The sequence below is a fragment of the Acidihalobacter sp. genome (genome assembly GCF_037381185.1).
Lineage (GTDB): Bacteria > Pseudomonadota > Gammaproteobacteria > DSM-5130 > Acidihalobacteraceae > Acidihalobacter_A.
This window is the reverse complement of the sequence record NZ_JARRQY010000037.1, coordinates 18,928-41,690: the sequence shown is the minus strand read 5'-3', so window position 1 is coordinate 41,690 and position 22,763 is coordinate 18,928. Positions and strand designations below refer to the sequence as shown.

Sequence of the window (22,763 nt, the reverse complement as noted above, 5' to 3'; positions counted from 1 at the left end):
TGCCGTGATGTTTTTGCTGACGGGCTTGGAGAGCGCGCATGACGGGCAAAAAACCGGGTAGCGGGCAGCGCATGCTGAAGAACGGCGCACGGGCGGAGGCGGATCCGCCGCGCCCGGCCGCGGACGAGGCCAGCGCCGTTCCTTCGCTGCTGCCTAGCCTGTTCATGGCCGCGGTCGAGCAGGCGCCGGTGGCGATCTCCATCACCGACGACAGGGCGAACATCCTCTACACCAACGCGGCGTTCACTCGCGTCACCGGCTATCAGCGCAAGGACATCATCGGGCGCAACGAATCGGTGCTGTCGCACAAGGTCACGCCGCGCGCGTTGTATGAAGAGTTGTGGCGCCACCTGAGCGAACGCCAGCCGTGGACAGGCACGCTGCTCAACCGCAGTCGCGACGGCGCCCCTTATCTAGCTGAGGTCACCATCGCGCCGGTGGTCGATGCCGACGGTCGCGCCACGCATTTCATCGGCATGCATCGCGACATCACCGAGATGCATCGTCTGGAGCGCGGACTGCGCGACCACATGGCGCTGGTCGAATCGGTGTTTACCCTGGCGCCGGTCGCCATCGTCCTGATCGACTCTGACGGTGAACTCATCCGCGAGAACGCCGCCTATCTGCGGCTGCGCAGCGAACTCGGCTGCGATCCTGCGGAACGCGTGTTCACCACGCTCGGGCTGTCGCTGACCGGCTGGACAGAAGCCGGCGCGCTGGCACAGTTCAAGGACCGCGAAGTGGGCGTCGGCGGCGAGGAGGGCGGTCGCCCGACGCGCTGGCTGAGCTGTTCCACCACGCGCGTGGACGGTGTCGAGAGCCGGCCCGACGCTTTCTTCGAACCCGAGTCCAAGGGTTACCTGTTGCTGGCGGTCAATGACGTGAGCACCCAGCGCCGGCGCCAGGAGGAACTGCGCATCAGCGCGCTGCGCGCCGTGCTGACCGAACATGAACTCACCGAGGGCGTGCGCGAGACCGTCAACGGTGCGCGCTTCCAGCTCGACGGCCTGATCAGCAGAATCGAGGCCCTGCAGGGCCTGCTCGAACGCCGTGCCCAGCCCGAGGATGCGGGCATCCAGCAGGCGCTGACACTGGCCCGCGAAGCCGGCGAAGAAGCGACGCGACGGTTGTCCGATGCGCTGCCGCCCGAGCATCGCGGTCATCGCTCCACGGTCAATCTGAACGAGCTTCTGCGCGACGTGCTGGCCATGAACACGCCGCTCATGCTGGCTGCGGGCGTGGTCGTCGACTGGCAGCCGGAGCGCTCGCTGCCGCCGTACTGGGGCGATTCCGTCGCGCTGCAGGACCTGTTCAAGCAGCTCGTGGAGAACGCTCTGGACGCGCTGCACGAGGTGCCGTCCGACGCCCGTTCGCTGCTGATCCGCAGTGAGCTGCGCAATGGTGAGATCGAGATCGTGATCGAGGACACGGGGCCGGGCATCGCTCCCGAGCGCCAGTTCAAGGTGTTCGAGCCCTTCTACACCACCAAGGCCGGCAACGGCCGGGCGGGCATGGGGCTGTCCATCGTGCAGAACGTGATTAATGCGCACGACGCGCTGATCTGGATTGATCCCGAGCATACGCCCGGCACTAGTATCCACGTCGTATTTCCCCTCTCGTCGCGCTCGCAGCGACACGCCGCGGATTCATGAGCGCGGGCGGCGACACGGACAACCGCCTGCAGTTGCTGCAAAGCCAGCTGCAGACGCTCTACCGGCTGGGCCTGGTGTTCAGCCGTGCCGAATCCTTGCGCCCGACGCTCGAAGCCGTGCTCGCGATCCTGCATGACGAGGCCGGCCTGCTGCACGGCATGGTGGCTCTGCGCGAGCCCGATGGTGCGGCCCTGTCGGTCTATGCCGTGCATGCCGAGATCGCCGACCGCGAGGCTCTGCGCTACCGTAGCGGCGAGGGCGTGGTCGGCTGGGTGCTGGCGCAGCGCGAGCCGGTGATGGCCGTGCGCCTGTCCGAAGAGCCCCGCTTCCTGGATCGCATGGGCCTGTACGACCGCGAGCGGCCGTTCCTGGCCGTGCCGATCCCCATTGGCGATGCGGTGTCGGGCGTAATTGCGGTACAGCCTTCGACTCCGGCGGTATTGTCCGAGCAGGCCGCTTTCCTGGAGATGATCGCCGACTTCATCGGCAGCAGCGTCCAGCGCGTCTGGGAGGCCGAGCGCGGCCAGCGGGCGCTGCAGGAAGAGCGCGATTCCCTGCGCCGCCAGTTGCGCGGCGAATACGGCTTCGACACGCTGGTCGGCCATGCGCCGGCCATGCGCCGCGTGTTCGAGCAAGTGCGGCAAGTGTCGAAGTGGAACACCACCGTGTTGATTCGCGGCGAATCCGGCACCGGCAAGGAACTGATCGCCAACGCCGTGCATTACAACTCCCCGCGCGCCAGCACCGCGTTCGTCAAACTCAATTGCGCGGCGCTGCCCGACAACCTGCTCGAATCCGAACTGTTCGGTCACGAGAAGGGCGCCTTCACCGGCGCCGTGGCGAGCCGGCGCGGCCGTTTCGAACAGGCCGCCGGCGGCACCATCTTCCTCGACGAGATCGGCGAGATCACCCCTGCCTTCCAGGCCAAGCTGCTGCGCGTGCTGCAGGAAGGCGAGTTCGAACGCCTGGGCGGCACGCGCACGCTGCGCGTCGACGTGCGCGTGATCGCCGCTACCAACCGCAACCTCGAGGATGCGGTGGTCAAGGGCGAGTTCCGCGAGGATCTCTACTACCGCCTCAACGTCATGCCGATTTTCTTGCCGCCGCTGCGCGAACGCCTGGGCGATCTACCCGAACTGACGCGGTTTCTGCTCGATCAGATCGGCCAGCGCCAGGGCCGGACCCTGAGCATCACCGAGGGCGCGTTGCGCGCCCTGGCCGCGCACGACTGGCCGGGTAACGTGCGCGAATTGGAGAACTGCCTGGAACGGGCTGCCGTCATGAGCGAAGAGGGCGTGGTCGACAGCGACTTGGTGACGCTGCCCGGCCTGACCCAGCGCGCCCAGGCCGAAGAGATTGCCGCCCCCCCGCCGGCGGCGGATCTGCACGATCCCGAACTCAGCGAACGCGAACGCGTGGTCGCCGCCCTGGAACAGGCCGGCTGGGTGCAGGCCAAGGCGGCGCGTTTGCTGGGCATGACGCCGCGGCAGATTGCGTATCGGATTCAGACCTTGAAGATACAGGTGCGGCAGATTTGAGGGGGATGTTCGGGGCTGTGTTATGTCATGGTAGCTAGAACTCATGCCCAATCTTTAGGTTGTTAAATTGTTTTGACCCTATAGCGATCAGCAGCCTCGTTTCCCTGTATGGCGGCTCGTTTGCATGGCGATCAACTCAACTGTAACGATGGCTCATTATCCCAGACTCACGATCAGCACAGACGCCTCGGGCGAATAAATCAGCGCTTCCCCAATGGTTTGGGGCTTGTTGCCAGATGAAACAGTTCGACGAACCAGCGTTGAAGGAATTCTATTCGGAACTCTCAAGCGATCATGGCATCTCGGTAAAGAGATTCCTTCAGATCGAGCGCGAATTATTTGGGCGATCTCGATCAGATGGCGATGTTGCAGCTTATCGTCTTGGAAAGGGTGTTTGGAAAAAGTTGCGGGATGAGGTTGTTCCCGTGGCTACCTTTCTGAGGAGCCTTGAACAGGCGCACCCGACGTTTACCATTCACTAGGTAATCAGCAATACGATCCTGTGGAGGCATGGTCCTTCCTCAATAGGACCCTTGGCGAAGCTTCATACCCAGATTGGTGGTTTATTCTTTTCCTAACCGGTGGAGGTTGCATGCGGAAGAAGGCGAATCACCTGAAGAAATGATGAGGCGAGCAGGAGTCATTCAAGAGGGTGAGAACATGGGTAGAGACTTAAGCCAGTGGCGGGTCGGCTGGGGTCGCTACAGTTCCAATCAATTCAAGCAGATATACGAGAAGATTCAGCAAATATCGCAGTGGCGTTAAAGAGGCCAACAAGTGATTTTGCAATTACGGCGACACCTTACTATTTTCGTTATTTTTTGAAGATGCTCGACATGAGCATAAATTGGTGTAATTGGTAAGGTGTCACCGTAATCACGTCCAGGCCCGGGCCGCCGGGCGGGGCGGCCAGTGACCTACAGCTTCGGCGAAGACTGGTCCGGCGACCATTGCCAGAAGGTGGCGCCATAGGCGCTGCCCTCGATGGCGGGCAAGACATCGTCTTTCTTGAAATGGCGACGCGAGTCCGCCTTGGCGGGCGTGAACCACCAGCCGGCACGCGGGCAGGGCTGGCCGGCTTCGACGCTGGGCGGCGTGTCCGGCGCTGTGGCTGACGGCAGGCCGCGGGCGAAGTCGATCAGGTCCTTCGGATAGTACTCGTGGTCGCGGTAGCTGCTGTCGTCGATGTCCCAGAGGTAGGTGACCAGTTCGCCAGCGAACGGAAGGCATCCGGGTGCATCAGGACGCGTTCGGATTCGACGTTCTTGCCGGTGATGGCTTTGACGACGAACTCGAACAGCCCGTCACGGCCGCGGTTCGGGAAGCCGGCGTCTTCGTAGCGGTCGATCCAGCTGACGATGGTATCGACGCCTTCGCGGTAGCCAAGCAGTACTGCCAGGGATATTAGCCAGAAGATCCGAACATAGCCTTCAATGTACGTAAGATCGAGGTACGGAACGTAGTCACCGTCCACGTCCGGGAGAAGTTCGTTCTTGATGGCGTCGTCGTACTCTTCGATGATTTGGGGTATGTCGGCGGCCAGCGCCGGAACGGATACGCCGGCGGTGTATTTGAGGATCAAATATTCAAAATCGTCGCGTGCGATGGCCCGGCGGTGGCTGCTCGCGACCTTAGGTCTCGGGTTCTTGCTTAATGACTCGCGTGCGAGTTTTGGGCCTAAGAGGTAGCCTTCTTCCAAGCCCATAGAGTTACCTGGATCGAGCAGCTGTTGCCGGCGACTTTTCAGTATCGTGTCCTTGTCGAGCATTGCTTAGAACCCCGTGTCGGCCGATGGTGACTGAGTTTCTCCACCGCGGGGTTTGCGTGGCTTCGGCCTGGTCTGATCGATTTTCTTCATGATGTCCGAGCTTCCGATGTCGATGAAGACATAAGTCCGCGCGCCATTTGCCGCGCCCGGTTGACAGACAAACACCCAGCGGGCGTATTCAGCGTCTCTGATTTCGGTCTCCTTGCTTTTCACTTTGGCATCAGTCGTGCCATTCCTTTTCAAGGCTGGTTTCAATCTCCGGGTCCATGGGCCGTCCGATGTGCTTGGCCTCGAGCACCACGAACTTCGGATACGTGGCGGTCTTGGGCTCGCCGGCATAGTCGTAGATGGCCTTGGGCGGTGCGCTGCCCGGGGGCAGGAACAACAGCTTGCCGGGTCTGGGGGTTTGCACGAAGCCGGGGAACGGGGCCGGCAGGTTCATGGGCGCACGCTTCTCGAACAGTCCGTCCAGGCCCGGGCCGCCGGGCGGGGCGGCCAGTGTGGCATAGGCGAGTGCGGCTTCCATAATGCCGTGGGCGTTTTCCTCGCAGTGGCGCCCGTTGCTACAGCTTCGGCGAAGACTGGTCCGGCGACCATTGCCAGAAGATGGCGCCAAAGTCGCTGCCCTCAATGGTCGGGAAAACATCGCCTTTCTTGAAATGGCGACGGGAGTTCGCCTTTGCGGGCGTGAACCACCAGCCGGCACGCGGGCAGGGCTGGCCGGCTTCGACGCTGGGCGGCGTCTTCGGTACGGTGGCCGACGGCAGGCCGCGGGCGAAGTCGATCAGGTCCTTCGGATAGTACTCGTGGTCCCGGTAGCTGCTGTCGTCGATGTCCCAGAGGTAGGTGACCAGGGCAGCTTCGAACGCCCAATAGCCGAAGAAGGACGAACGGCCAGGCGGGTCCTTGTGGAAGCCCCACCAGTAATTGCCCTTCATGGCCTTGTACCAGTTGTCGAGGTAGGTGGCGACGAAGGCGGGCTTTTCGGCGTCGTCCACGACCGTGGCCTTCGCCAGAGAACGGAAGGCGTTCGGGTGCATCAGGACGCGTTCGGATTCGATGTTGTGTCCCGTGGCGGCCTTGACGATGGATTCGAACAGGCCGTCACGGCCACGATTCGGGAAGCCGGCGTCTTCGTAGCGGTCGATCCAACTGACCACGATGGCGGCCCCCTCGCGATAGCCGAGCAGTACCGACAAGGCCATCAGCCACAGGATGCGAACGTAACCTTCGATGTAGGTTAGATCTAGGTAAGGGACGTAGTCGCCGTCTACGTCCGGAAGCACTTCGTTTTGGATCGCTTCATCGAACTCATTGATGATGCGGGTGATGTCGCGAGTCAGTTCGGCGACAGGTACGCCTGCCGTGTATTTTAGGATCAGGTATTCAAAGTCTTTGCGAGCGATAGCACGGCGTTCTCTATTTGCGACTTTTAGGCGTGGATTTTCACTCAAGGAGTCTTTAGCTAATTTTATGCCCAGCAGGTAGCCCTGTTCCTTGCCGACGGAATTACCAGGATCAAGCATTATCTGTCGCCGGATTTTGAGAATGATGTCCTTGTCGAGCATGCTCTAGTACCCCGTATCCGTCGATGGCGCCTGCGTCTGACCGCCGTGCGGCTTACGCACTTTCGGTTTGGTTTGGTCGATTTTCTTCATGATGTCCGAACTGCCAATGTCGATGAACACGAAGGTGCGAGCGCTCTCTGTTGCGCCGGGCTGGCAGACGAAGACCCAGCGAGCAAAACCGGTCTTTCTTATCTCGGATTCTTTACTTTCGATTTTGGCTCCAGACATGCCGTTTTTTTCTAACGCTGGGGCTATTCGGTCTTCAACCCACGCTTCACTCATTTGCCGCCCGCCACAGGTATTCTTCAGCCTATGCCGGGCGCCTCTCTGGAACCCGTCCGGATTGCCCTCCGGGTCCATGGGCCGTCCGATGTGCTTGGCCTCGAGCACCACGAACTTCGGATACGTGGCGGTCTTTGGCTCGCCGGCATAGTCGTAGATGGCCTTGGGCGGTGCGCTGCCCGGGGGCAGGAACAACAGCTTGCCGGGTCTGGGGGTCTGCACGAAGCTGGGGAACGGGGCCGGCAGGTTCATGGGCGCACGCTTCTCGAACAGTCCGTCCAGGCCCGGGCCGCCGGGCGGGGCGGCCAGTGTGGCATAGGCGAGCGCGGTTTCCATAATGCCGTGGGCGTTTTCCTCGCAGTGGCGCCCGTTACGGTTATTGTCCTCCTGCTGGGGCTGGCATTCGGGGTTGGTCGCATTGGTGGTGATTTCGGTCTGTACGTCGGTCCACGGAACCACCAGCGTGTCGTTCTTCTCGGCCTGTTCGAGCCGCATCCGTCGAAGTTCTTCGTCCTCGCCTTCGTTCAGGGGCGAGGAATACAGCATCAGCGAGAGGGCCACGAGCCAGGGCGAGAAGCGAACCGTACCGCCGAGCAAACGCTCCAGAGCACCGGCCGCCGGGGCGGCCTCGGGCAGTGGAGCGGGTGCTACGGCAGGCGGTGCGGTCGGCGTCGGCGTCGGCGATCCGGGATACGGTCCGACAAAGCCCATGAGCGCCTGATTCTTTCGGTGCTGTGCGGTTTCGACCTGATGGGCTTCGGCGCGCAGGATGTCGATCCATTGCGTGACCTCGGCGCGGGCCTTCTTTCTGGCGCCGGCCCAGTCGAACTGCTCGACGTAAGTGCGCGCGGCGCCGTAGCTCAGGCTGTGCATAAAGGCCTGTATCCGGGGCCAGGGCTCGCCGTCGAACAGCAAGGAGACGAAGGTGAACGCTGCGCCGTAGGTGGGCATGAAACCGCCGAAGAAATAGCCCAGGGCCAGGTTCTCGCGGCTCTTGACCTGCGGGGCCCAGAGATAGCCGGTGAAGGCCTGCACTAGCTGTGTGAAATCCTGTTCGTCGTGAAAGCCCTGCACGCGCGAGAGCCACTGTCCGACAATACGTTCGGCGGCCTGTCGCTCGTCGACGACCTCGCCGGTGTAGAAGGAGTGCAGGAAGGTGCGCACGTCTTCGACGGCCTGGCGAACGGCCGCGGCAAGAGCGGTCCGATTCGGCTGACGGGCCGAGCCGGCTGATGGAGTGCTCATGAGCGCACCACCGTGTTCACCAGAGCGAGGCCCGCATCAGCGTCGGAGGCACTGCCCGCATGTGGGTTGTCGGCGTTGCCCTGAGCCGCCCAGGGCCGCGCATCCTCGCCGAGGCTCATGCGGCCGCCTCCGAGCGGCACGCCTTCCAGACGGGCGAAGCCCTGTGCATCCAGCGTGCCGCTGCGTGAAGTGCCGTTCTGGAAAGTGACCTTGAAGGGGGCGCCCTTAATCGCTTCGGTGTCGTCATACTTGGCGATAATCTCAGTGTGACCCCGTATCTCTCCCAACCGGCCGCTCGGCAACGCCTCCAGCGCCGCCGGCTTGCTGGCCGGCCCCATGAATGCATGCGAGGCGCTCTTGACCGTGAAGCTGCCGGGGCAGGACAGGGTGACGCCGCCGCCTTTGAGGCTCACCGTGCACTGACCGGCCTTGAGCACGACGGCCTGCTTGGCCAGCACCTTGAGCTGCCCGCCGGCGGAGGCGAGCGTGACGCTCTTGTCGGCCAGCACCTGCAGCGCGTCGGCGTGGGCCTCGATGCTGAGGGGGCCGTGGTTGGCGATCGTCTTGAGTCCGCCGGCGACGGCGTAGAGGCCCACGCCGTCGCCGGCCGCGGCGCCGAGGGCGGCGCCAGCGGCCAGATGGGCGTCGCGCTGGGCGGTCAGGTGCAGGTGGCGCCCGGCGAAGACCGCGGCGCTCTCGGGCGTGGTGAACGCCAGCCGCTCGGGGCTTTCGATCAGCACGGCCGGTTCGGCGAAGCGTTCCACCGGTGCGCCGCCGTTGCGCTTGGCGCCTGCGGGTTTGGTCGCGCTCTGACCATTGACGGGGCCGGCGTACTTGCCGTCCTGCGCGGGGTCGAGTGCGCGGTGGAGATCGCTCTGCGCGGTGTTCGCATCGAGACCCGTGGCCTTGGCCTGGGCCGCCGCTGTGTCGAGGCGCCGGGCGGTGGCGCCGGCGGCGGCGAGCTGGCCGTTGGCGCCGGCGGCGTCCATCTGAGTGGATTGGCCCTGCGGGCGCGCGCTGGCCGAGAGCAGCAGGCCTTCGCCGGCGCGCACCACGGTCCAGCCGCGGCTGCCCAGCTCGAAGCCCTCGCCGCGGTAGCCGAAGCGCCGGTTGTCCTGCTGAGCGATGAGATAGCCGAGGTCGAGGCGGCTGTCGCTCAGCGTGTGGGACAGACTGTGGCGCAGCTGCCCGCTGGCGTCGTCGAGTACCCAACGGCTGGCGTTGCGGCCGTCGAGGCCTTGCGTCCGTACGCCGCTGAGCGTGCCGGGGTGGTTGGCATCGCTGTTCTCGCCTGCGGCGAACGGCGGTGCGGCGCGGCCGTTGTAGAGCTGACCGACGACGACGGGCTGGTCGATGTCGCCGTGGGTGTATTCGACCAGAACCTCCGATCCGATGCGCGGCACGAAGCTGTGACCGTGGTGCGCGCCGGCAGCGGTTTCGGCCACGCGCACCCAGGTGCCCGAGCGGTCGTCGTCGGGCGCGTGGCCCTGCGGGTTGGCGCTGCTGGCCGCGTCGGCGAGTCCGCCGGGCAGGGGAGCGGTGCCGCGCTGCCAGGGGAATTGCAGGCGGACCTGGTGGTCGCGGGTGCCGGTGAGCGCCTCGCCCGGCACGCCGACCACGACGGCGCTGCTGCCGCCGGGGGCGAGCGGGCGGTCGCGGTGCGCCGGCGCGATCGGGGTGCCGGCCGCGATGGCGTCGAAGTGCTGGCGGTAGCTGCCTGCGCCCAGTTCGGCGTCGGCCTGCGTGCCGTGCAGGTGCGCCAGACCGGTGCCGACGTTGTTGGTGGCCCGGTGGTTGACCGACAGCGGTACGAAGTCCGCAGCGGAGATGTCCGGGTGCTGGGTGAGCGTATAGCGCTTGCCTGCCTCGAGGGTGCGTACCGCACCCTGGCCGTAGAACGTACGAGCGGGCAAACGCAGTGCGTCGAGGTGATGAGCCGCGTATTGCCTGGCCTGGGCCGCGGTGTCGAAACGGGTGCTGCGGTCGGCCTCGAAAACGTCCAGGCCGGGCAGTTCCGGGGCGTTTGCATCGGCTGGCGCCTGCGCGTTGCCGGCTACGCTGAGGACTTGTGCGGGCTCCCAACTGGCGGTCTCGACGCGGTCGGAGGCCCACTGGCGATGCTCGCTGAATCGGGTGACGGCGTCGGTGGTCTCGGTGGCGTCGACGCGGTGGAAGCGCAGCAGTGGGGGGGTGCCCTCGGGTGGCGACTGGCTGGCTTGGGTATCGAAAATGACCAGGGTGTGGCCGGGATCGTCCTGATCGTCCGCCGTGGCGCCTTGATCGTGCTCGAAGCGGAAGGGGTCTTGTCCTGGAAGATGAGTGCGTTGCGGCGCGTGCGCAGGAAGGCCAGGCCGGACTCCATCACCAGGCGGTAGCGGGCCAGTCCGCCGTCGGCTCCGAGCGCGGCGGCGTGGGTGAGGTAGCCGTGCCAGAGCCGTCGGCCGCCGTCGGCGCGGGCCAGCCCCAGGCTTGCCGGCTGGCCTAGCAGCGCTTGCAGGTCTAGGAAGGCGGAGGCGCTGACGCAGTCGAGTTCGAAGCGAAAGTCTTCGTTGACGGCTTCGCGGCCCTGGAACTGCTCGACCAGCAGGCCGTCGGCGGCAGGGGTCTCGAGCGTGATGAAGCGCGTGGTTTGCGAAAGCAGATCAAGCCAGGCGGAGAGGTTTGTTGCTTCCATAAACTGTGACCTCGATGGGTGGTCTTTCGGGCGCAACAGCGCACCGCGCAGTGGTGCTAGTTCTTGAGAATCCGGAAGTCGATGCGGCGGTTGCGCGCGCGCCCGGCGGCGGTGTCGTTGCTGGCGATGGGGTTGTCGGGACCCATGCCGCTGATGGACAGCCGGGCTGCGGGAATGCCTTTGCCGACGAGGTAGTCCTTTACCGCGCTGGCGCGCGCGAGACTCAGTTCGATGTTGGCCTGGCGGTTGCCCACGTTGTCGGTGTTGCCCACGACGTTGATGAAGGGGTCATGGAGTTTCTTGATGGTGGCGGCCATGTCGTCGAGCACGGCGCGACCGGCGGCGGTGAGATTGGCGCTGCCGCTTTCGAATTGCACGGTGCGGTCGGCGAGCGTGTTGTCGAGGATTTTCTGCTTGGACACGCTTATGCGCAGATGTTGCTTGATGCCGTAGTGGGAGTCGAAATCACCCGAGAGCTTGCTCAGGACCTGCTGGCGAACCGCTTCGTTGGGGACTTCACCGCTGATGTCGATGATGTTTCCCTGAATCTTGAGCCAGCCTTTGGATACCTGCTTGAGATCGGGGCCGATCATGCCGGTCACATATCGGCTCCAATTGGCCGGGGCCACGACGCCGCCGACCGACAGGCGATCGACGACGTGGTCGGCGCCGTACAGTTTGCGCAGGTGCGCGAGCACGCTGGCCTTGGTGGCCTGGTCGGGGACGGTGCCGCTGACGGTGACCATGCCGTCAGCGGCGGGGGGCGCTGCATCTGAGGGTTGGGCCAGCGCAGCGGCGCTGCAGAACAACAGCAGGCATGCGAGAGCACCGCCCAAAACACCGCGCTGGGTACTGCGGCCGTGGGAGCACCTCCGCACCGGGGCTTCTGTATCGCCGGCTCCGCCTGCGGCGATGCCCCGAATGGCTGGGGCGCGTCGCGGCTGTAGCGCGACGCCTGTGTCGTGTTTTGAAATGAGGTTTGGAGAAATCCGCATGGAGGTCATGCTCCGAGAAATGTCTCACGAAAGGTGTTACGCGCGGTGCGCAGCGAGAGGCCGTCCTGGCTCGTATAGGCGGAGAGCTTTTTCAGCGTGGGTTCTTCGCGCACGTGGTCCTCGACCCAGTCCGGGTCGTCCAGTGCAATGAAATGCTGCTGCGCGGCGTTCGGATCGAACATCGCCTGCAGGCTCAAACCCTGGACACCGTTGAAACTCACCGCAAGAGCGGGCTGCGGACCCTGGCGCATCATCAGCAGTAGTTCGAAATCGGCGCGGGAGAGAAAACCGGCGATGAGGTCCAGCCAGAGCGTGGATGCCAGATTGCGGTAGAGAGGGTCGCGCGGCAGCGGCAGCATCAGTCCTTTGCCGATGCGCGCGGCGCCGTTGTTCATCACCGGCTGCAGAAGAACGCCGAGCGCCAGCAGAATGCGGCGCGGCGAAACTGATTCTTCGCGCGAGGCAAGCAGTTCGCCCAGGCTTGCCAGGGTCTGCATCTCGAGAAAGTCCTGGAAAGCGGGATTGAGCGTTTCATAGAGCACATTGACGTTGGCCCGGTTCTCCGTCATTTCGGTCAGGGGGGCGGAGGGATCGGAGGCGTCATAGGCCATTTGCGTCTCTCGTTCCAGGCGCGCCCACAGGCGGGAGAACGCCAGTGAACTGCGCGAGAGGAAGGCGAGCGGCTGCGGCACTTCCATCGATACGCCGGCCATGAACGGAAAGCGCCGGCCGGAGGCGTCGGTGCTGGGCAGCAGGTGGCCGGCCACGGCGGCGCGGCTGCGGGAGCCTAGAATGGCGAAGTTGAGCGGCTGGCCCAGATCGTAGAGCTGCTTCCAGGCAACGTCCTTGGACAGCAGCTCCAATCCCTGGCCGGCCCAGCGGTCGAGCATGGCGATGAGGGGTGGGTTGCTGCCCAGCGCCTTGAGAAAGTCGCCACGCCCCGGCAGTTTGCCGAAATAGCTGATGTTGAGTGACAGTTCGCCGTTCATGAGGCGGGCTCCGTGGCTGGGCGGGGAGTAGAGGCGGCGCGAATCTCGCCGACGACGGTGGCGGGAAGGGTGGATCCCTGCAGTCCTTGCTTTTGCGAGCCATCGGCATTGGTCTGGGCACCGCTGATCAGCTTCAGGTGCACCGTGACGCCGATCTTCCCGCGGGTCCAGGTAAGGGTGTAGGTGCCGTCGGCCTTGTTGAGCTTGGCGTCGGCGGCGCGCACCAGCATTCCCAGCGCATTGGCGCCGACGAAATTCTCGACCGTCACGTTGAGTCCGTCATAGGTCACCGCGCTGATCTTGACCGTCGGGTTGCTCTGCGTGCTGTCCCAGACGAAGGACTGCCACTGCGGAGGCGTGTTGCGGTAACGCAGTGTCTGGCCGTTGATGTCGATGGTGTATTCGCTGATGCCGCCGCTGCCTGGTTCGGGCTCGATCTGGAACACCGTGCGGGTGTCGGAACCGGCCGTTTGTCCCAGCGGCGCGACCCATTGGGGAAAGCGGGTCATGAGACGTGGCGAGAGCGTGATGCCCATGTCGGCCCATTGCTTCGCCGTGAGTGTGTTGCCTCGTCGGTTGACCAGCGGGCCGAGCGTGCCGTCGGCAAAGTTCGCAATAGCTCCGGATGGGCCGAAGATCTGTGCGATCTCGCTGTTGGTGGCCTGCACCTGGCTGTTGGTGTCAAAGGGATATTTTTTGGCGAGATCCTTCTTGAACGGAGCGTAGACCTGGGCGGTCCACACCTTGTTGATTTCGGTCTCGGTGGGTTGCACCAGGGCCTTGAAGCTCTGCGTCAGAGGGGCGAGCAGCAGCGGACGCAGGATGCTGCGCTGGCGATGGTCAATGCCGTCGAGCATCTGCTCGTCGACGAGTTGTAGCCCCGACGACAGTTCTGAACCGCTGCCGTTGAGCGTCTTCTGCATGAGCGTGCGTGTGCCGGGGCCTGGATCGCCCTGATTGCTGATCGCATTGAGACGGGTACGCAGCATGGCGAGTGCGGCGAGATAGTCGTGCAGCAGCGTGGGCTTGCCCTTTTGCGCGACGGTCATCAGCTGGGCGACACCGGAGAACGCGCTGCCGACAGGCCCGGTGTGCAGCTTGCCGTCGGGCCACTTGATGCTGGCGGGGTCGATATGCACGCGTGACGGCTGGCGGCGCAGGATGGCGCGCTTGAACCATTCAAAGAAACCGCCGTGGGAGGACTTCAGCCCGGGGGGGATGGGGTTGTCCCAGGAGGTTTGGTAGTAAACCGTTTTGAGCAAGCTGCGCATCGGGGAGGTGTCAGGGTCCCCGAGCGTGTTCATGTCCGCCACTGCGGCGTTGAAGCTGGCGAATCGTACGATGGAAACGTCGCGAAGGAACTGGGTCCAGGCGTCTATGTAACCTTTGTCATAGAGCGCGGTCAGACGTTTTTGTATCTCGGCCGGGCTGTGGGTCTGGCTCAGATCGGTTTTCTGGGACGTCTGCAGTACCCAGTCACTGGTGTTGAGCTGGTTGTGGGCGGCGTCGTGAATGGCCTTTTTGACGTAGCCCTTCCACGCTTCACGAGTGAAGGCGCCGGGTACCTGATAGTTCCCATGCAGCAGTTCGGCGCCGCGCGGGTCGAGTATCGAGGCCACGCTGATCGGTGAAAATCGCGTGGCCGCGCGGGCCTTGATTTCAACGTATACGCGGTTGATCGCGGGCATGCCCAGCATGACCTGGCGTAGTGCCTGGCGGCTGTCGCCAACGAGCACGATCTGGTTGTTGACGGTCGGCCAGTTGGTTTGCTTGTACTGGGAGGCATAGAAGCTCGCTAACTTATCGGCTGTGGCGAGCACCTGGTCGCTGCTCATCATGCCGCGATTGGCTTCGAGCCAGCCGCTCCAGAAACGCTCGATGTGATTGGCCAGGTAAACCGGTTCGACGCGCTGGGCGTTGCCCAGCATCAGATAGGTCTTGAGCGCGTTGTAGGCATCTTCGGTGTTCGTGGGCGAGGGGGCCCGCTCGTCTCCCGGCAATGCCTGGACGGTGCTGCCGGCTTTGCCTTTCGAGGTGGTTTGTCCCAGTTGCTTGCCGTGTGCCACCACCTTTGTGAGATAGCTTTCGAGGTTCTGGGTGACCGGGGCGAGCATCAGTTGGCGCATGCCGTTGAAGTATTCGGCGCGCAGCTGTTTTTCGATGATGTTCCCCTGGTACAGGCCGAGGCCCAGCATCAGCGGATGATCGTGGTTGTATGCGTCGAGCTGTTTCAGCCGGTTCTGCAGGATCTGCAGGGCCTGGAGGCGCGACTGCAGATCGATGCGGCCTTTTTGCAGTTCCACCGCCTTGTGCAGGTCCGCCTGCACCTGCGCGATCAGTTGACGGTTGTTGTAGTAGGACCATCCCCAACTGCCGAGCGCCAGAACCAGAATCAAGGCTGATCCCAGCAACGCGGCATAGCGGGTGCGGGTGCGGTTGCGGCTGGAATACTGCCGTACCAGCTGTCTGTCGGCGAAAATGACCTTGCGGAACAGGTCGAGCAGGAAATAGCCGTTTTCCGATGCCTGTCCGTCAGGCGTTGCCTGCGCTTCGGCCTCGGAAAGTCCGTAGAGTTTTGCGATGCGTTCGGAGGCATGGTGAACCGAAGCGGTTTCCTGTAGTGCGCTGGTGAAGTAGAAGCCGCGGAACACGGGGCGGTACTGAAAAGGGTTGTCCTCGAACAGCGTGGTGATGAACGTACGCAGCGAGGCTTTGATTCCGGTGAACTCCAGGGGCAGGGTGAGCAGACCGGGCGCCATCGCGCTGCCACGGTGAAGCGACATCTGCGACAGGCTCATTTCCTTGAGGCCTTCGCTCAGTTCGTCGAAGTGACGGTCGAACTGGTCGGCCGCATCGATGCTGCCATCGGCCTGGAAGGGCAGCGTGGTGCCCCAGACTCTTTCGCGTTCGTCGTCGTCCAGCGTGTGGAAGAAGTCATTGAAGCCGGCAATCAGGTCGGCCTTGGTGAATATGACGTAGACCGGCGCGATGACCTGGAGCCATTCGGTGAGTTCCTGCACGCGCTGGCGCAGTTTCTTCGCCAGGTCGATGGCGAACTCGGGGCGGTTATCGGTGAGTTCGGCGATGCTGGCGGCGATGATGATGCCGTTGATCGGCGCGCGTGGGCGGTGTTTGCGCAGCAGTTCCAGGAAGCTCAGCCACTCGCTGCGGTTTTCTTCATGCACGGAATAGCGGCCTGCGGTGTCGAGCAGTATGCCTTCGGTGGTGAAATACCAGTCGCAGTTGCGCGTGCCGCCGATGCCCTGGATGATGCTGCCCTGCTGATCGGCGAACGGAAAGCGCAGTCCGGAGTTGACGATGGCGGTGCTCTTGCCGGCGGCCGGGTTGCCGATGATCATGTACCAGGGCAGCTCGTAGAGCGCTTCGGTGCCCTTGGTTTCGCCTAGACGCGAGGTCTTGATCGACTTCACGGCTTCGCGCAGGCGTTGGTGCAGCGCATCGACGTCCGCATTCCTACCGCGCCCCTTGCCCCCGCTGTCGGATGTCTGGAGCAGCGCGTCGCCGAGTTCCTCCGATGAGCGGCGAGCGCGAATGTGATGGATAACTGCCATCACCAGCATCACGATCAGCACGCCCACCAGCGCGATCCCAATCCAGAAAGCCAGTGCCTTTACGATGCTTCCCCCGAGTAGGAAGAGCAGGGCGAGAAGCGCAATGCCGATGACGATCAGCGTGCGTGGCTTGGATAGAAAGTGGCGAAGACGGTTCATCGGGAAGGGGGGCCTCATCATGCCAAGGAAGGTGATGGAGTTGCCGGTTCGGCCGCCGCCGGGATGACTGCGCCCACGGCGCGTATTAGCGGGTCGGCGTGGGAAACGACCATGTGTGGTTGTTGCGAGTCGCCGGTCAGATGGGCGGCGACGGCAACCAGCGCCAGGGCCAGGGAGGTGCCGCATTCGCCATTGCCTACGCCGAGCGCAAGCAATGCGTCGATGGGGTCGCGCTCCGGCAGTACCTGCTCGGCGAGATGCAGAGCTTCGCCGTTGCGGCTTGCACGCAGATCGGTGTCGCTGACGAGTCGTGCCGGGGCGTCGTCATCCAATCCGTATGCAGTCAATGTCTGTTTGATCAGGTCGCGTAGGGTGTCGGCCTGCAGCCGCTGCGGCATGTCCACCGCTTGGCCGCGTTCGGCGACGAACACTTTGCTCAGCCGGGCCAGTTCGGTGAGGCCGTGCGTACCCGGCGCGGCGAGCATGACCGCGGCGGCGCCTTCTCCAGGAAGCACTCCTTCCGGGCGCCGGGCGTTGTAAAGCCGGTTTTGCGTTTCCCAGTTCGTGCACAGCGTTTCGTCCAGGAACGAATCGCTCGCCATGAGCAAATGCGGGGGAGCGGTGAGGCTGGTGTTGCAGGCATGATTGATTTCGTTCAGGCGCTGCCAAATGCAAGCGTTGGCCGCGCATGAGCGCGTCTCCAGCTGGAGCTGGGGGGATGCCCAGCCGTGGGCGGCAAGGCGGTCGGCCAGCCAGTGGTGGGCGACCTTGCGTTCCGCGTCATTCCATCGCATGGGCGGCAGCCATTCGACTTGCAGTAGCGGCGTCTGTGCCTGCGCAGAGGATGCCGTGTCTCGTAGCGCTTCGAAATGCGCTTCCAGCAGCCGGAGTGCCAGCGTTTCGGTTAACCACAGGGTCCGTTTGTACGAAGGGTTCCAGCCCTGCGCGGTATCGGGGAGGCTTGTGTCGACGGCTTCGGTGTCGATGCCTTCGATTTCGGCTGCGAATATCGGCATTCCATGGCTGTCGCGTAGCACAGGATGGGGCATTGGCGGCGGGATGTCCTTGGTAGCTTCGGCCAGTTCCGCTGGTGAGCCGCCGCTTGCGAATAGGGCGTGTACGGCCAGAACCGACAGCGTATGGGCCGAGGAGACGGATTCCTGATCTGCATCGTTGTCGGAATGCGCTGCGTCCTCGCCCGTTTCCTGGGTGTCGCGCTTAGCAGTTTTGAGACCCAGCCTGATCAGGACGAACGCGCCCAGAAGTATCAGAGGAAGAGCAAGCAGATAGAGCGCCGCGTCCGCGCCTGACGGTACATGATTGTTCATGCGCCAATAAGCGATCACAGCGACCCATACCGCGCCGAAGAGCAGTACTGCCAAGGCGAATGATCGCAGCAGAGAGTGTCGTGCCATCAAGGTCTACCAGGTTGCAAATCGTTTCGTTGCCAGAGTCTTCGTTGTCGTTGTCGGGTGGAGTTCCAGTCAGCGGTCTAATCGGCCGTCGTCGTGCCTTGGGAGGCAATCAAGGAGGCGCCACAGGCGGTCTTATCCCCGTGACGGGCGACCGGTTTGCCCAAGACGAGCGTCGTGTTGTCCCCGGTGGCTATCGAGGTAGTGCAATGGCAGTGCGGGCAACTCACCGGATCTCCCACGCGGGCCACCGGTTTGCCTTGAATGGTGACGGTGCTGGCACCGCCTATCACGGTGCCGTTATGGCTGGTCTTGTCCCCGACGACGATGATCGGTTGTGTCATGCCTAGCGTTCCTTACAGGTTGTGTTCGTACGGTCAGTCCCGAGGCGGAGCGTGTTTCGTTGCGAAGGCAGTGCGGTATCCGGACACCGGTTCCCCATCGTCAGACGGCCGTTGCACGCCGCTTCAGGAGTCGAATCACCGGTATGTGTGTTCAGAGGGTCTTTCCCCACGGCCCGCATAGTTGAGAGTTCCTTTCAGACGTCCAATAACACCACATATGATACGGAAATGAAAAAGTGTATCCTAGTCCTGCGTCACGAGAAACCCGATATTTAATATGCTCTTTTATGCGCTTGCATGTGAACCTGGTTTTTGATCCGTGGGCTGATTCGCCACTCGTTCAAATCAGGTGTTTTGTCCGCATCAGCGCATCGCGCAATTAGTGTGAACAGACCATAGGTCGATGCCGCTCGGTTGCGGCCAACGTTGAAAGGAAGTTGCGCTTGGATCCGAAAGATCAAAGATCAAGAACTCCGAGCCTGCTCGCAGGCGACGGTCATTCGAACGGACCGCCCAGTTCGGCTGGACGTCTCCTATCCGAGGTCCGTGCCGCCGCGCCGGCAGACGGTCAGCCCCGGCGTCGTCGAAGCTGGGTCTGGATAGGAGGCCTGGGAGCGGTAGCGCTGTGCGCCGTTGTTGTGTTGTTGCGGTTTGGCGGAGCATTCAGCGGAACCAGGCCTGTTCAAGAATTCCATGCGGATGGTTTACCCCATGCGGGGGCAAGCGCCGCGCCAACGGAGGTGAGCGGCCGAACCCCATCCGATGGATCGACGGGCAATGTCGGTTCGACGAAGCCACAGATCGCACCCAATCCGGAAACGGAGCAGACGCAGGACGGAGCGGCGACATCCAAGTTCGAGGGCAGCGGGCAATCTCACGGCAGCCCCGGTGGGCGTGCGGACGGGGGCTCCGTCTCCTCGGGAGGTCCCGCAGTGATCCTCTCCAGTTCACCCGATGACCAGGCCGCAGTCGATGGCAAGAGTGCGCCTTCAGCCGTTGCCAGAGGCAAGACTGTGTCACCGAGCAAGGATGCAATGGATTTGAGCGTGAAGATCACGCCTCCGGCCGAGCGCAAGCACTCTTCCAGCACATCACGCACCTCGCGAGCTGCGGATTCGGATGTCAGTCTGCTGACGGCGTTGCTTCAGCACGTGGAGATGGACGGTTCAACCGGACGAAGTAGGCAGCAGATTTCCAAGCACCCGAGGACCGCTCCGCAGCGACGCAAGCTCGATGCGGTCGAGGTTCTTATGCAGAAGTGCGCCGCGGCCAATACCGAGAGGGGACTGCGTTGCCGCCAGCGCATCTGCGCGCGCCACCGCGGCGAATCCAAGGCCTGTCCCACGGCTTTGGCGGGGACCAACCGTAAGAAATAGCCTGGTTCTGATTTTCACTTCAGGCATGTTGGGAAGAGGAGGGATCCAGCTCGTCTGCCCCGCTTATCAAGCTCAGGCGCCCGGTTCAGTCAGCCACCGTTTGTTGGTTCGTCCGCGCCTACGTCGAGCAGATCCTCCAGCTGCTCCAAGGCGGGATTGTCCTTCAGCACGGTTCTCAGCCAGACGTGCAGCGGCATATTGCCCCAGCGAGCGGCTTTCTCGGCCAGATAGGCTACCGGGCTGTGCGGCTCCGTACGGCGAAAGAAATCGGCTACGCGCCGCAACTGCACTAACGCTTCCTTGCGTGAAGTGATTTCTCCGATGGCCTGGGGACCCGATGGCTGGGCTGCGGCGAGGGCCGAGGACGCTTCGGGTGGGGACGAGGGCTGTTGCGGCGTCTGCATCTGCTCGGGGCTTACGCCAACGGCCGCGGCCATGCGCAGGGCAGTCGCGGCGACGTCGTTCAGGGTGTCGCGTGCGGCGGTGAAGCTGGGCGCCTCCTGCCCCAGCCGTTGTTCCGCGGCGGCCTCCAAGGAGTCCAGCGAGGCCTGCGCAAGCGGTATCTGTTCGGCCAGTCGCTGATAGAATTCGAATGGCGTGGCCTCACGCGCGGCGTCGATCTGCGCGCTGTCCGGATGATTGTCCGAGCCGTTGCCTTGATGCGCGCGAGCTGCGGCTTCGATCGCGATGGCGTCGTAGCTGCCTTGAGGGGCGCTGGTGAGCGGAATCGTGCGTACCCAGTCCATCGATTGCACGAGCAACCAGTTTAGGCTGCCGATACGTAGTTCCTGATCTTCCTCTTCCGTTCCAGGATGTACGCAGTCCCCGTAACGCTGGAATAGTCCGGCCATGAGCTGGTAGCCGGCGGCGAGGCCGGAGAAGCCTTCCGTACGTGTCAGAGCCTCTGCCATCCATCCCGTCAGGCGCAGATCCTTGCAGCGGGTACTGAGCAGCTCCGAGCATTTTTGGATGACTGCCGTCCAGTCGGCGGTCTTCAGGTCCGTGACCCATTCCCCCTGGTCCAGGGTTGCGTCGTCGCTGCGGCGATCCTCCTGTATGGCATCGAACTCGGGAGAGAACGAGAGGTCCTCGCCGCACGGGGAGACATCTGAAATCGGGGCTAGTAGGGATTCGATATTGGTCATGAACAAGGGTTCCTGGCTGGAAGCAAGGGGCGTATGGGGTGGTCATTCGCTCTGAGGACTGAGGCACGGAACAACCTGCGGGCCGGTAGTCTATTCGCACTGTTTATGCTGGGCGGATCTCTGCGATGCTCTTATTGCCTCACAAAATATCAGCTTAATACGATGCTCTGCTAGTTTGGAGCACCTCATAATGCAATGTTGAGGGTTTTGCCCGTGCTTCAATCATCGGTTCCGTTGTCCACGAACGGTAATGTCGACGTTCCGAACGCCTGACGCGCGGATAGCCGACATGACGTGTATCAAGTCGCGCAAAGGCAGTGCGCGATCACCGGCCAGGATCACGCTCAGATGCTGCGAGTCATGCAGGGAGAGCAGGTATGAAGCCAGATGATCGACCGCGACGCGCCGGCCTTGGAAACTGACCTCGGAGCACTGGTCGGCATTGATGAGGACATTTTTCCGCGGCAGGAACTCTGCGCTTTTGTTGCGCGTGTCCAAGCAACTACGGCTTGAAATTTGTTACGGTTTGCTTATGTCCGGGTTGGGCTCGAAGCCGCAGTTGAAGCGAATCGTCAAACCTACTCTAAAGTCGGGTGATATGTATGCCGATACCAGTGAACGAGTTTCAGGGATTAGAAGCTCAAGGACGTCCGTCGCGCCCGGGACGATCTGCGAGCGAGCCGGTGAAGGCCGGTCCGGCGATGCCGTTGACGTCTAAAATAATCACTAGGAGCGGGCATACCGTCATGAAGTTCATCGAAGCGAGTTTGCGCAATAAGCTGCTTGTCATCACCGGTACCGGAACCACGCTGCTGCTTGCGGCTGCATTGTACGGACTGTGGTCCACCTGGACGGGCTCGCAAGCCTTGAGCACGCTGCTGCAGGGGTTTACGGCCCAGCAGACTGCTGCGGCGCATGCGGCGGTGCAGAAGATCAACACGGGGATCGAAGTCAGTTTGCTGATGATGGGAGGAGCGATAGTTCTGGCGTTCATCTGGTTTCTGTATGTCGTACAGCGCGCTATCATTGCGCCGGCCAAGGCGCTTGTGGGCGATCTTGAGCGTTTGGCCGAAGGCGATTTTTCGGTGCCCGTGCAGGTACGTACGCGGGACGAACTCGGGCGTATTGCAGCAGGTGCGGCACGGGTCCAGGAGCAAGTCGGACAGTTGATTTCCGGTATTCGCCAGGCGGCTACCGAGCTTCATGACGGTATGCAGCAAATGCGCGAGAACGCCGAGCGTACGGATACGGAACTTGTTCAACAGGAGACCGAAACCGAACAGGTGGCGGCGGCAATGAACGAAATGGCCGCGAGCAGCCGTGAAGTGTCAAAACACAGCGAGGAGACTTCCAAAGCCACTGGTTCGGCGCAGGAACTTTCCCGACACGCAGCGCTGGCATCGACCAACGCCATCGGTAGCATTGGCGGCCTTGGCGCGCGCGTGCGGGAGGCGGGAGGGGCGATTCGGCAGGTTGAACAAGAGGCCGATAACATAGGCAAAATTCTGGACGTTGTGGCGCAGATCGCCGGACAGACCAACCTGTTGGCCCTCAATGCGGCCATCGAGGCGGCACGGGCCGGCGAACAGGGGCGGGGCTTCGCCGTCGTCGCCGAGGAGGTTCGTTCATTGGCGACGCGTACGCAATCGTCCACCACGCAGATTCAGGCTCTGATCAGCCAGTTGCAGAGCGGCACGAAGGCAGCGGTTGCAGTGATGGACCGTGTGCGCTCGGAAGCTGAAACGAGCGAGACCGAGGTTGAAAGCGCGGCGATGTCTCTGGCCGAGATTGCCGAGGCCATCAAGCAGATCGACCAGATGAGTGCCCAAATCGCCACGGCTTCACATGAACAAAGCGACGTTGCCAACGAGGTGAGTCGGAGCCTGGTGACGATAACGGACGGATCCCGGCATTCCCGCGACTACGCGGGCAGCACAGCGGAGAGCAGCCGGCGCTTGGAGACCCTGTCTGACGATGTCGCGCGGATGACCCAGCAGTTCCGTCTCTGATCTCCAAGTCCAGGTCTGGGCAGTGATGAAGTGGT

At 63.0% G+C, this 22,763-nt stretch carries 17 protein-coding genes and 1 pseudogene; 5 read left to right on the top strand and 13 right to left on the bottom strand.

All coding sequences use genetic code 11. The features are described from left to right. The first annotated feature begins 38 nt into the window (after window positions 1-38). The 3 genes from nifL (at window position 39) to P8014_RS13530 (ending at window position 3,672) form a co-directional block, all read left to right on the top strand. Window positions 39-1,652 (top strand): nitrogen fixation negative regulator NifL, encoded by a 1,614-nt coding sequence (nifL, locus tag P8014_RS13540; RefSeq protein ID WP_337817856.1) that lies wholly within the window; start codon window positions 39-41, stop codon window positions 1,650-1,652. Further along, window positions 1,649-3,190, top strand: a complete 1,542-nt coding sequence (gene nifA / locus P8014_RS13535) for a nif-specific transcriptional activator NifA (protein ID WP_337817855.1) — start codon at window positions 1,649-1,651, stop codon at window positions 3,188-3,190. Before nifL ends, nifA begins: the two co-directional genes overlap by 4 nt. Window positions 3,191-3,426: 236 nt before the next feature. After that, window positions 3,427-3,672, top strand: a complete 246-nt coding sequence (locus P8014_RS13530) for a hypothetical protein (RefSeq protein ID WP_337817854.1) — start codon at window positions 3,427-3,429, stop codon at window positions 3,670-3,672. Between the two features lie 656 nt (window positions 3,673-4,328). Here P8014_RS13530 and P8014_RS13525 read toward each other — a convergent pair. The 11 genes and pseudogenes from P8014_RS13525 to P8014_RS13475 all read right to left on the bottom strand — a co-directional run bounded on the left by P8014_RS13525 (window position 4,329) and on the right by P8014_RS13475 (window position 18,198). Next, complete coding sequence (locus P8014_RS13525) at window positions 4,329-4,958, bottom strand: PoNe immunity protein domain-containing protein (protein WP_337817853.1); 630 nt, start codon at window positions 4,956-4,958, stop codon at window positions 4,329-4,331. A gap of 220 nt (window positions 4,959-5,178) precedes the next feature. Beyond that, a complete protein-coding gene (locus P8014_RS13520) occupies window positions 5,179-5,484 on the bottom strand; it encodes a hypothetical protein (RefSeq protein WP_337817852.1) in 306 nt (101 codons plus the stop codon). Between the two features lie 37 nt (window positions 5,485-5,521). Then, window positions 5,522-6,526 carry a PoNe immunity protein domain-containing protein gene (locus P8014_RS13515; RefSeq protein ID WP_337817851.1) on the bottom strand — a complete coding sequence of 335 codons (1,005 nt, stop codon included), beginning with the start codon at window positions 6,524-6,526 and terminating at the stop codon, window positions 5,522-5,524. A 3-nt stretch (window positions 6,527-6,529) separates the two neighbouring features. Next, a complete protein-coding gene (locus P8014_RS13510) occupies window positions 6,530-7,972 on the bottom strand; it encodes a hypothetical protein (protein ID WP_337817850.1) in 1,443 nt (480 codons plus the stop codon). Between the two features lie 77 nt (window positions 7,973-8,049). Beyond that, window positions 8,050-10,290 (bottom strand): type VI secretion system Vgr family protein, encoded by a 2,241-nt coding sequence (locus P8014_RS13505; protein ID WP_337817865.1) that lies wholly within the window; start codon window positions 10,288-10,290, stop codon window positions 8,050-8,052. A gap of 120 nt (window positions 10,291-10,410) precedes the next feature. Next, a pseudogene (locus P8014_RS13500) lies at window positions 10,411-10,727 on the bottom strand (contractile injection system protein, VgrG/Pvc8 family); the annotation flags it as partial. Between the two features lie 56 nt (window positions 10,728-10,783). Further along, window positions 10,784-11,473: an OmpA family protein gene (locus P8014_RS13495; RefSeq protein ID WP_337817849.1), complete on the bottom strand. Its 690-nt coding sequence runs from the start codon at window positions 11,471-11,473 to the stop codon at window positions 10,784-10,786. Window positions 11,474-11,727: 254 nt separating this feature from the next. Then, window positions 11,728-12,711, bottom strand: a complete 984-nt coding sequence (gene tagF, locus P8014_RS13490; protein ID WP_337817848.1) for a type VI secretion system-associated protein TagF — start codon at window positions 12,709-12,711, stop codon at window positions 11,728-11,730. Next, window positions 12,708-16,442, bottom strand: a complete 3,735-nt coding sequence (gene tssM / locus P8014_RS13485) for a type VI secretion system membrane subunit TssM (protein WP_337817847.1) — start codon at window positions 16,440-16,442, stop codon at window positions 12,708-12,710. The genes tagF and tssM overlap by 4 nt, the downstream gene beginning before the upstream one ends. A 17-nt stretch (window positions 16,443-16,459) precedes the next feature. Further along, the gene (locus P8014_RS13480) at window positions 16,460-17,857 is read right to left on the bottom strand and encodes a hypothetical protein (protein WP_337817846.1); all 1,398 of its coding nucleotides are present in this window, start codon (window positions 17,855-17,857) and stop codon (window positions 16,460-16,462) included. Window positions 17,858-17,934: 77 nt separating this feature from the next. Beyond that, the gene (locus P8014_RS13475; protein ID WP_337817845.1) at window positions 17,935-18,198 is read right to left on the bottom strand and encodes a PAAR domain-containing protein; all 264 of its coding nucleotides are present in this window, start codon (window positions 18,196-18,198) and stop codon (window positions 17,935-17,937) included. Between the two features lie 932 nt (window positions 18,199-19,130). On the opposite strand from P8014_RS13475, the gene P8014_RS13470 reads away from it, so the two are divergent. Next, window positions 19,131-19,574 (top strand): hypothetical protein, encoded by a 444-nt coding sequence (locus P8014_RS13470; RefSeq protein ID WP_337817844.1) that lies wholly within the window; start codon window positions 19,131-19,133, stop codon window positions 19,572-19,574. Between the two features lie 89 nt (window positions 19,575-19,663). On the opposite strand, the gene tssA is transcribed toward P8014_RS13470, so the two are convergent. After that, the gene (gene tssA / locus P8014_RS13465; RefSeq protein WP_337817843.1) at window positions 19,664-20,719 is read right to left on the bottom strand and encodes a type VI secretion system protein TssA; all 1,056 of its coding nucleotides are present in this window, start codon (window positions 20,717-20,719) and stop codon (window positions 19,664-19,666) included. A gap of 222 nt (window positions 20,720-20,941) precedes the next feature. Further along, window positions 20,942-21,217: a biopolymer transporter ExbD gene (locus P8014_RS13460; RefSeq protein ID WP_337817842.1), complete on the bottom strand. Its 276-nt coding sequence runs from the start codon at window positions 21,215-21,217 to the stop codon at window positions 20,942-20,944. Between the two features lie 248 nt (window positions 21,218-21,465). On the opposite strand from P8014_RS13460, the gene P8014_RS13455 reads away from it, so the two are divergent. Further along, entirely contained in the window at window positions 21,466-22,728 is a 1,263-nt protein-coding gene (locus P8014_RS13455) for a methyl-accepting chemotaxis protein (protein ID WP_337817841.1), read from the top strand. The last annotated feature ends 35 nt before the right edge of the window (window positions 22,729-22,763 follow it).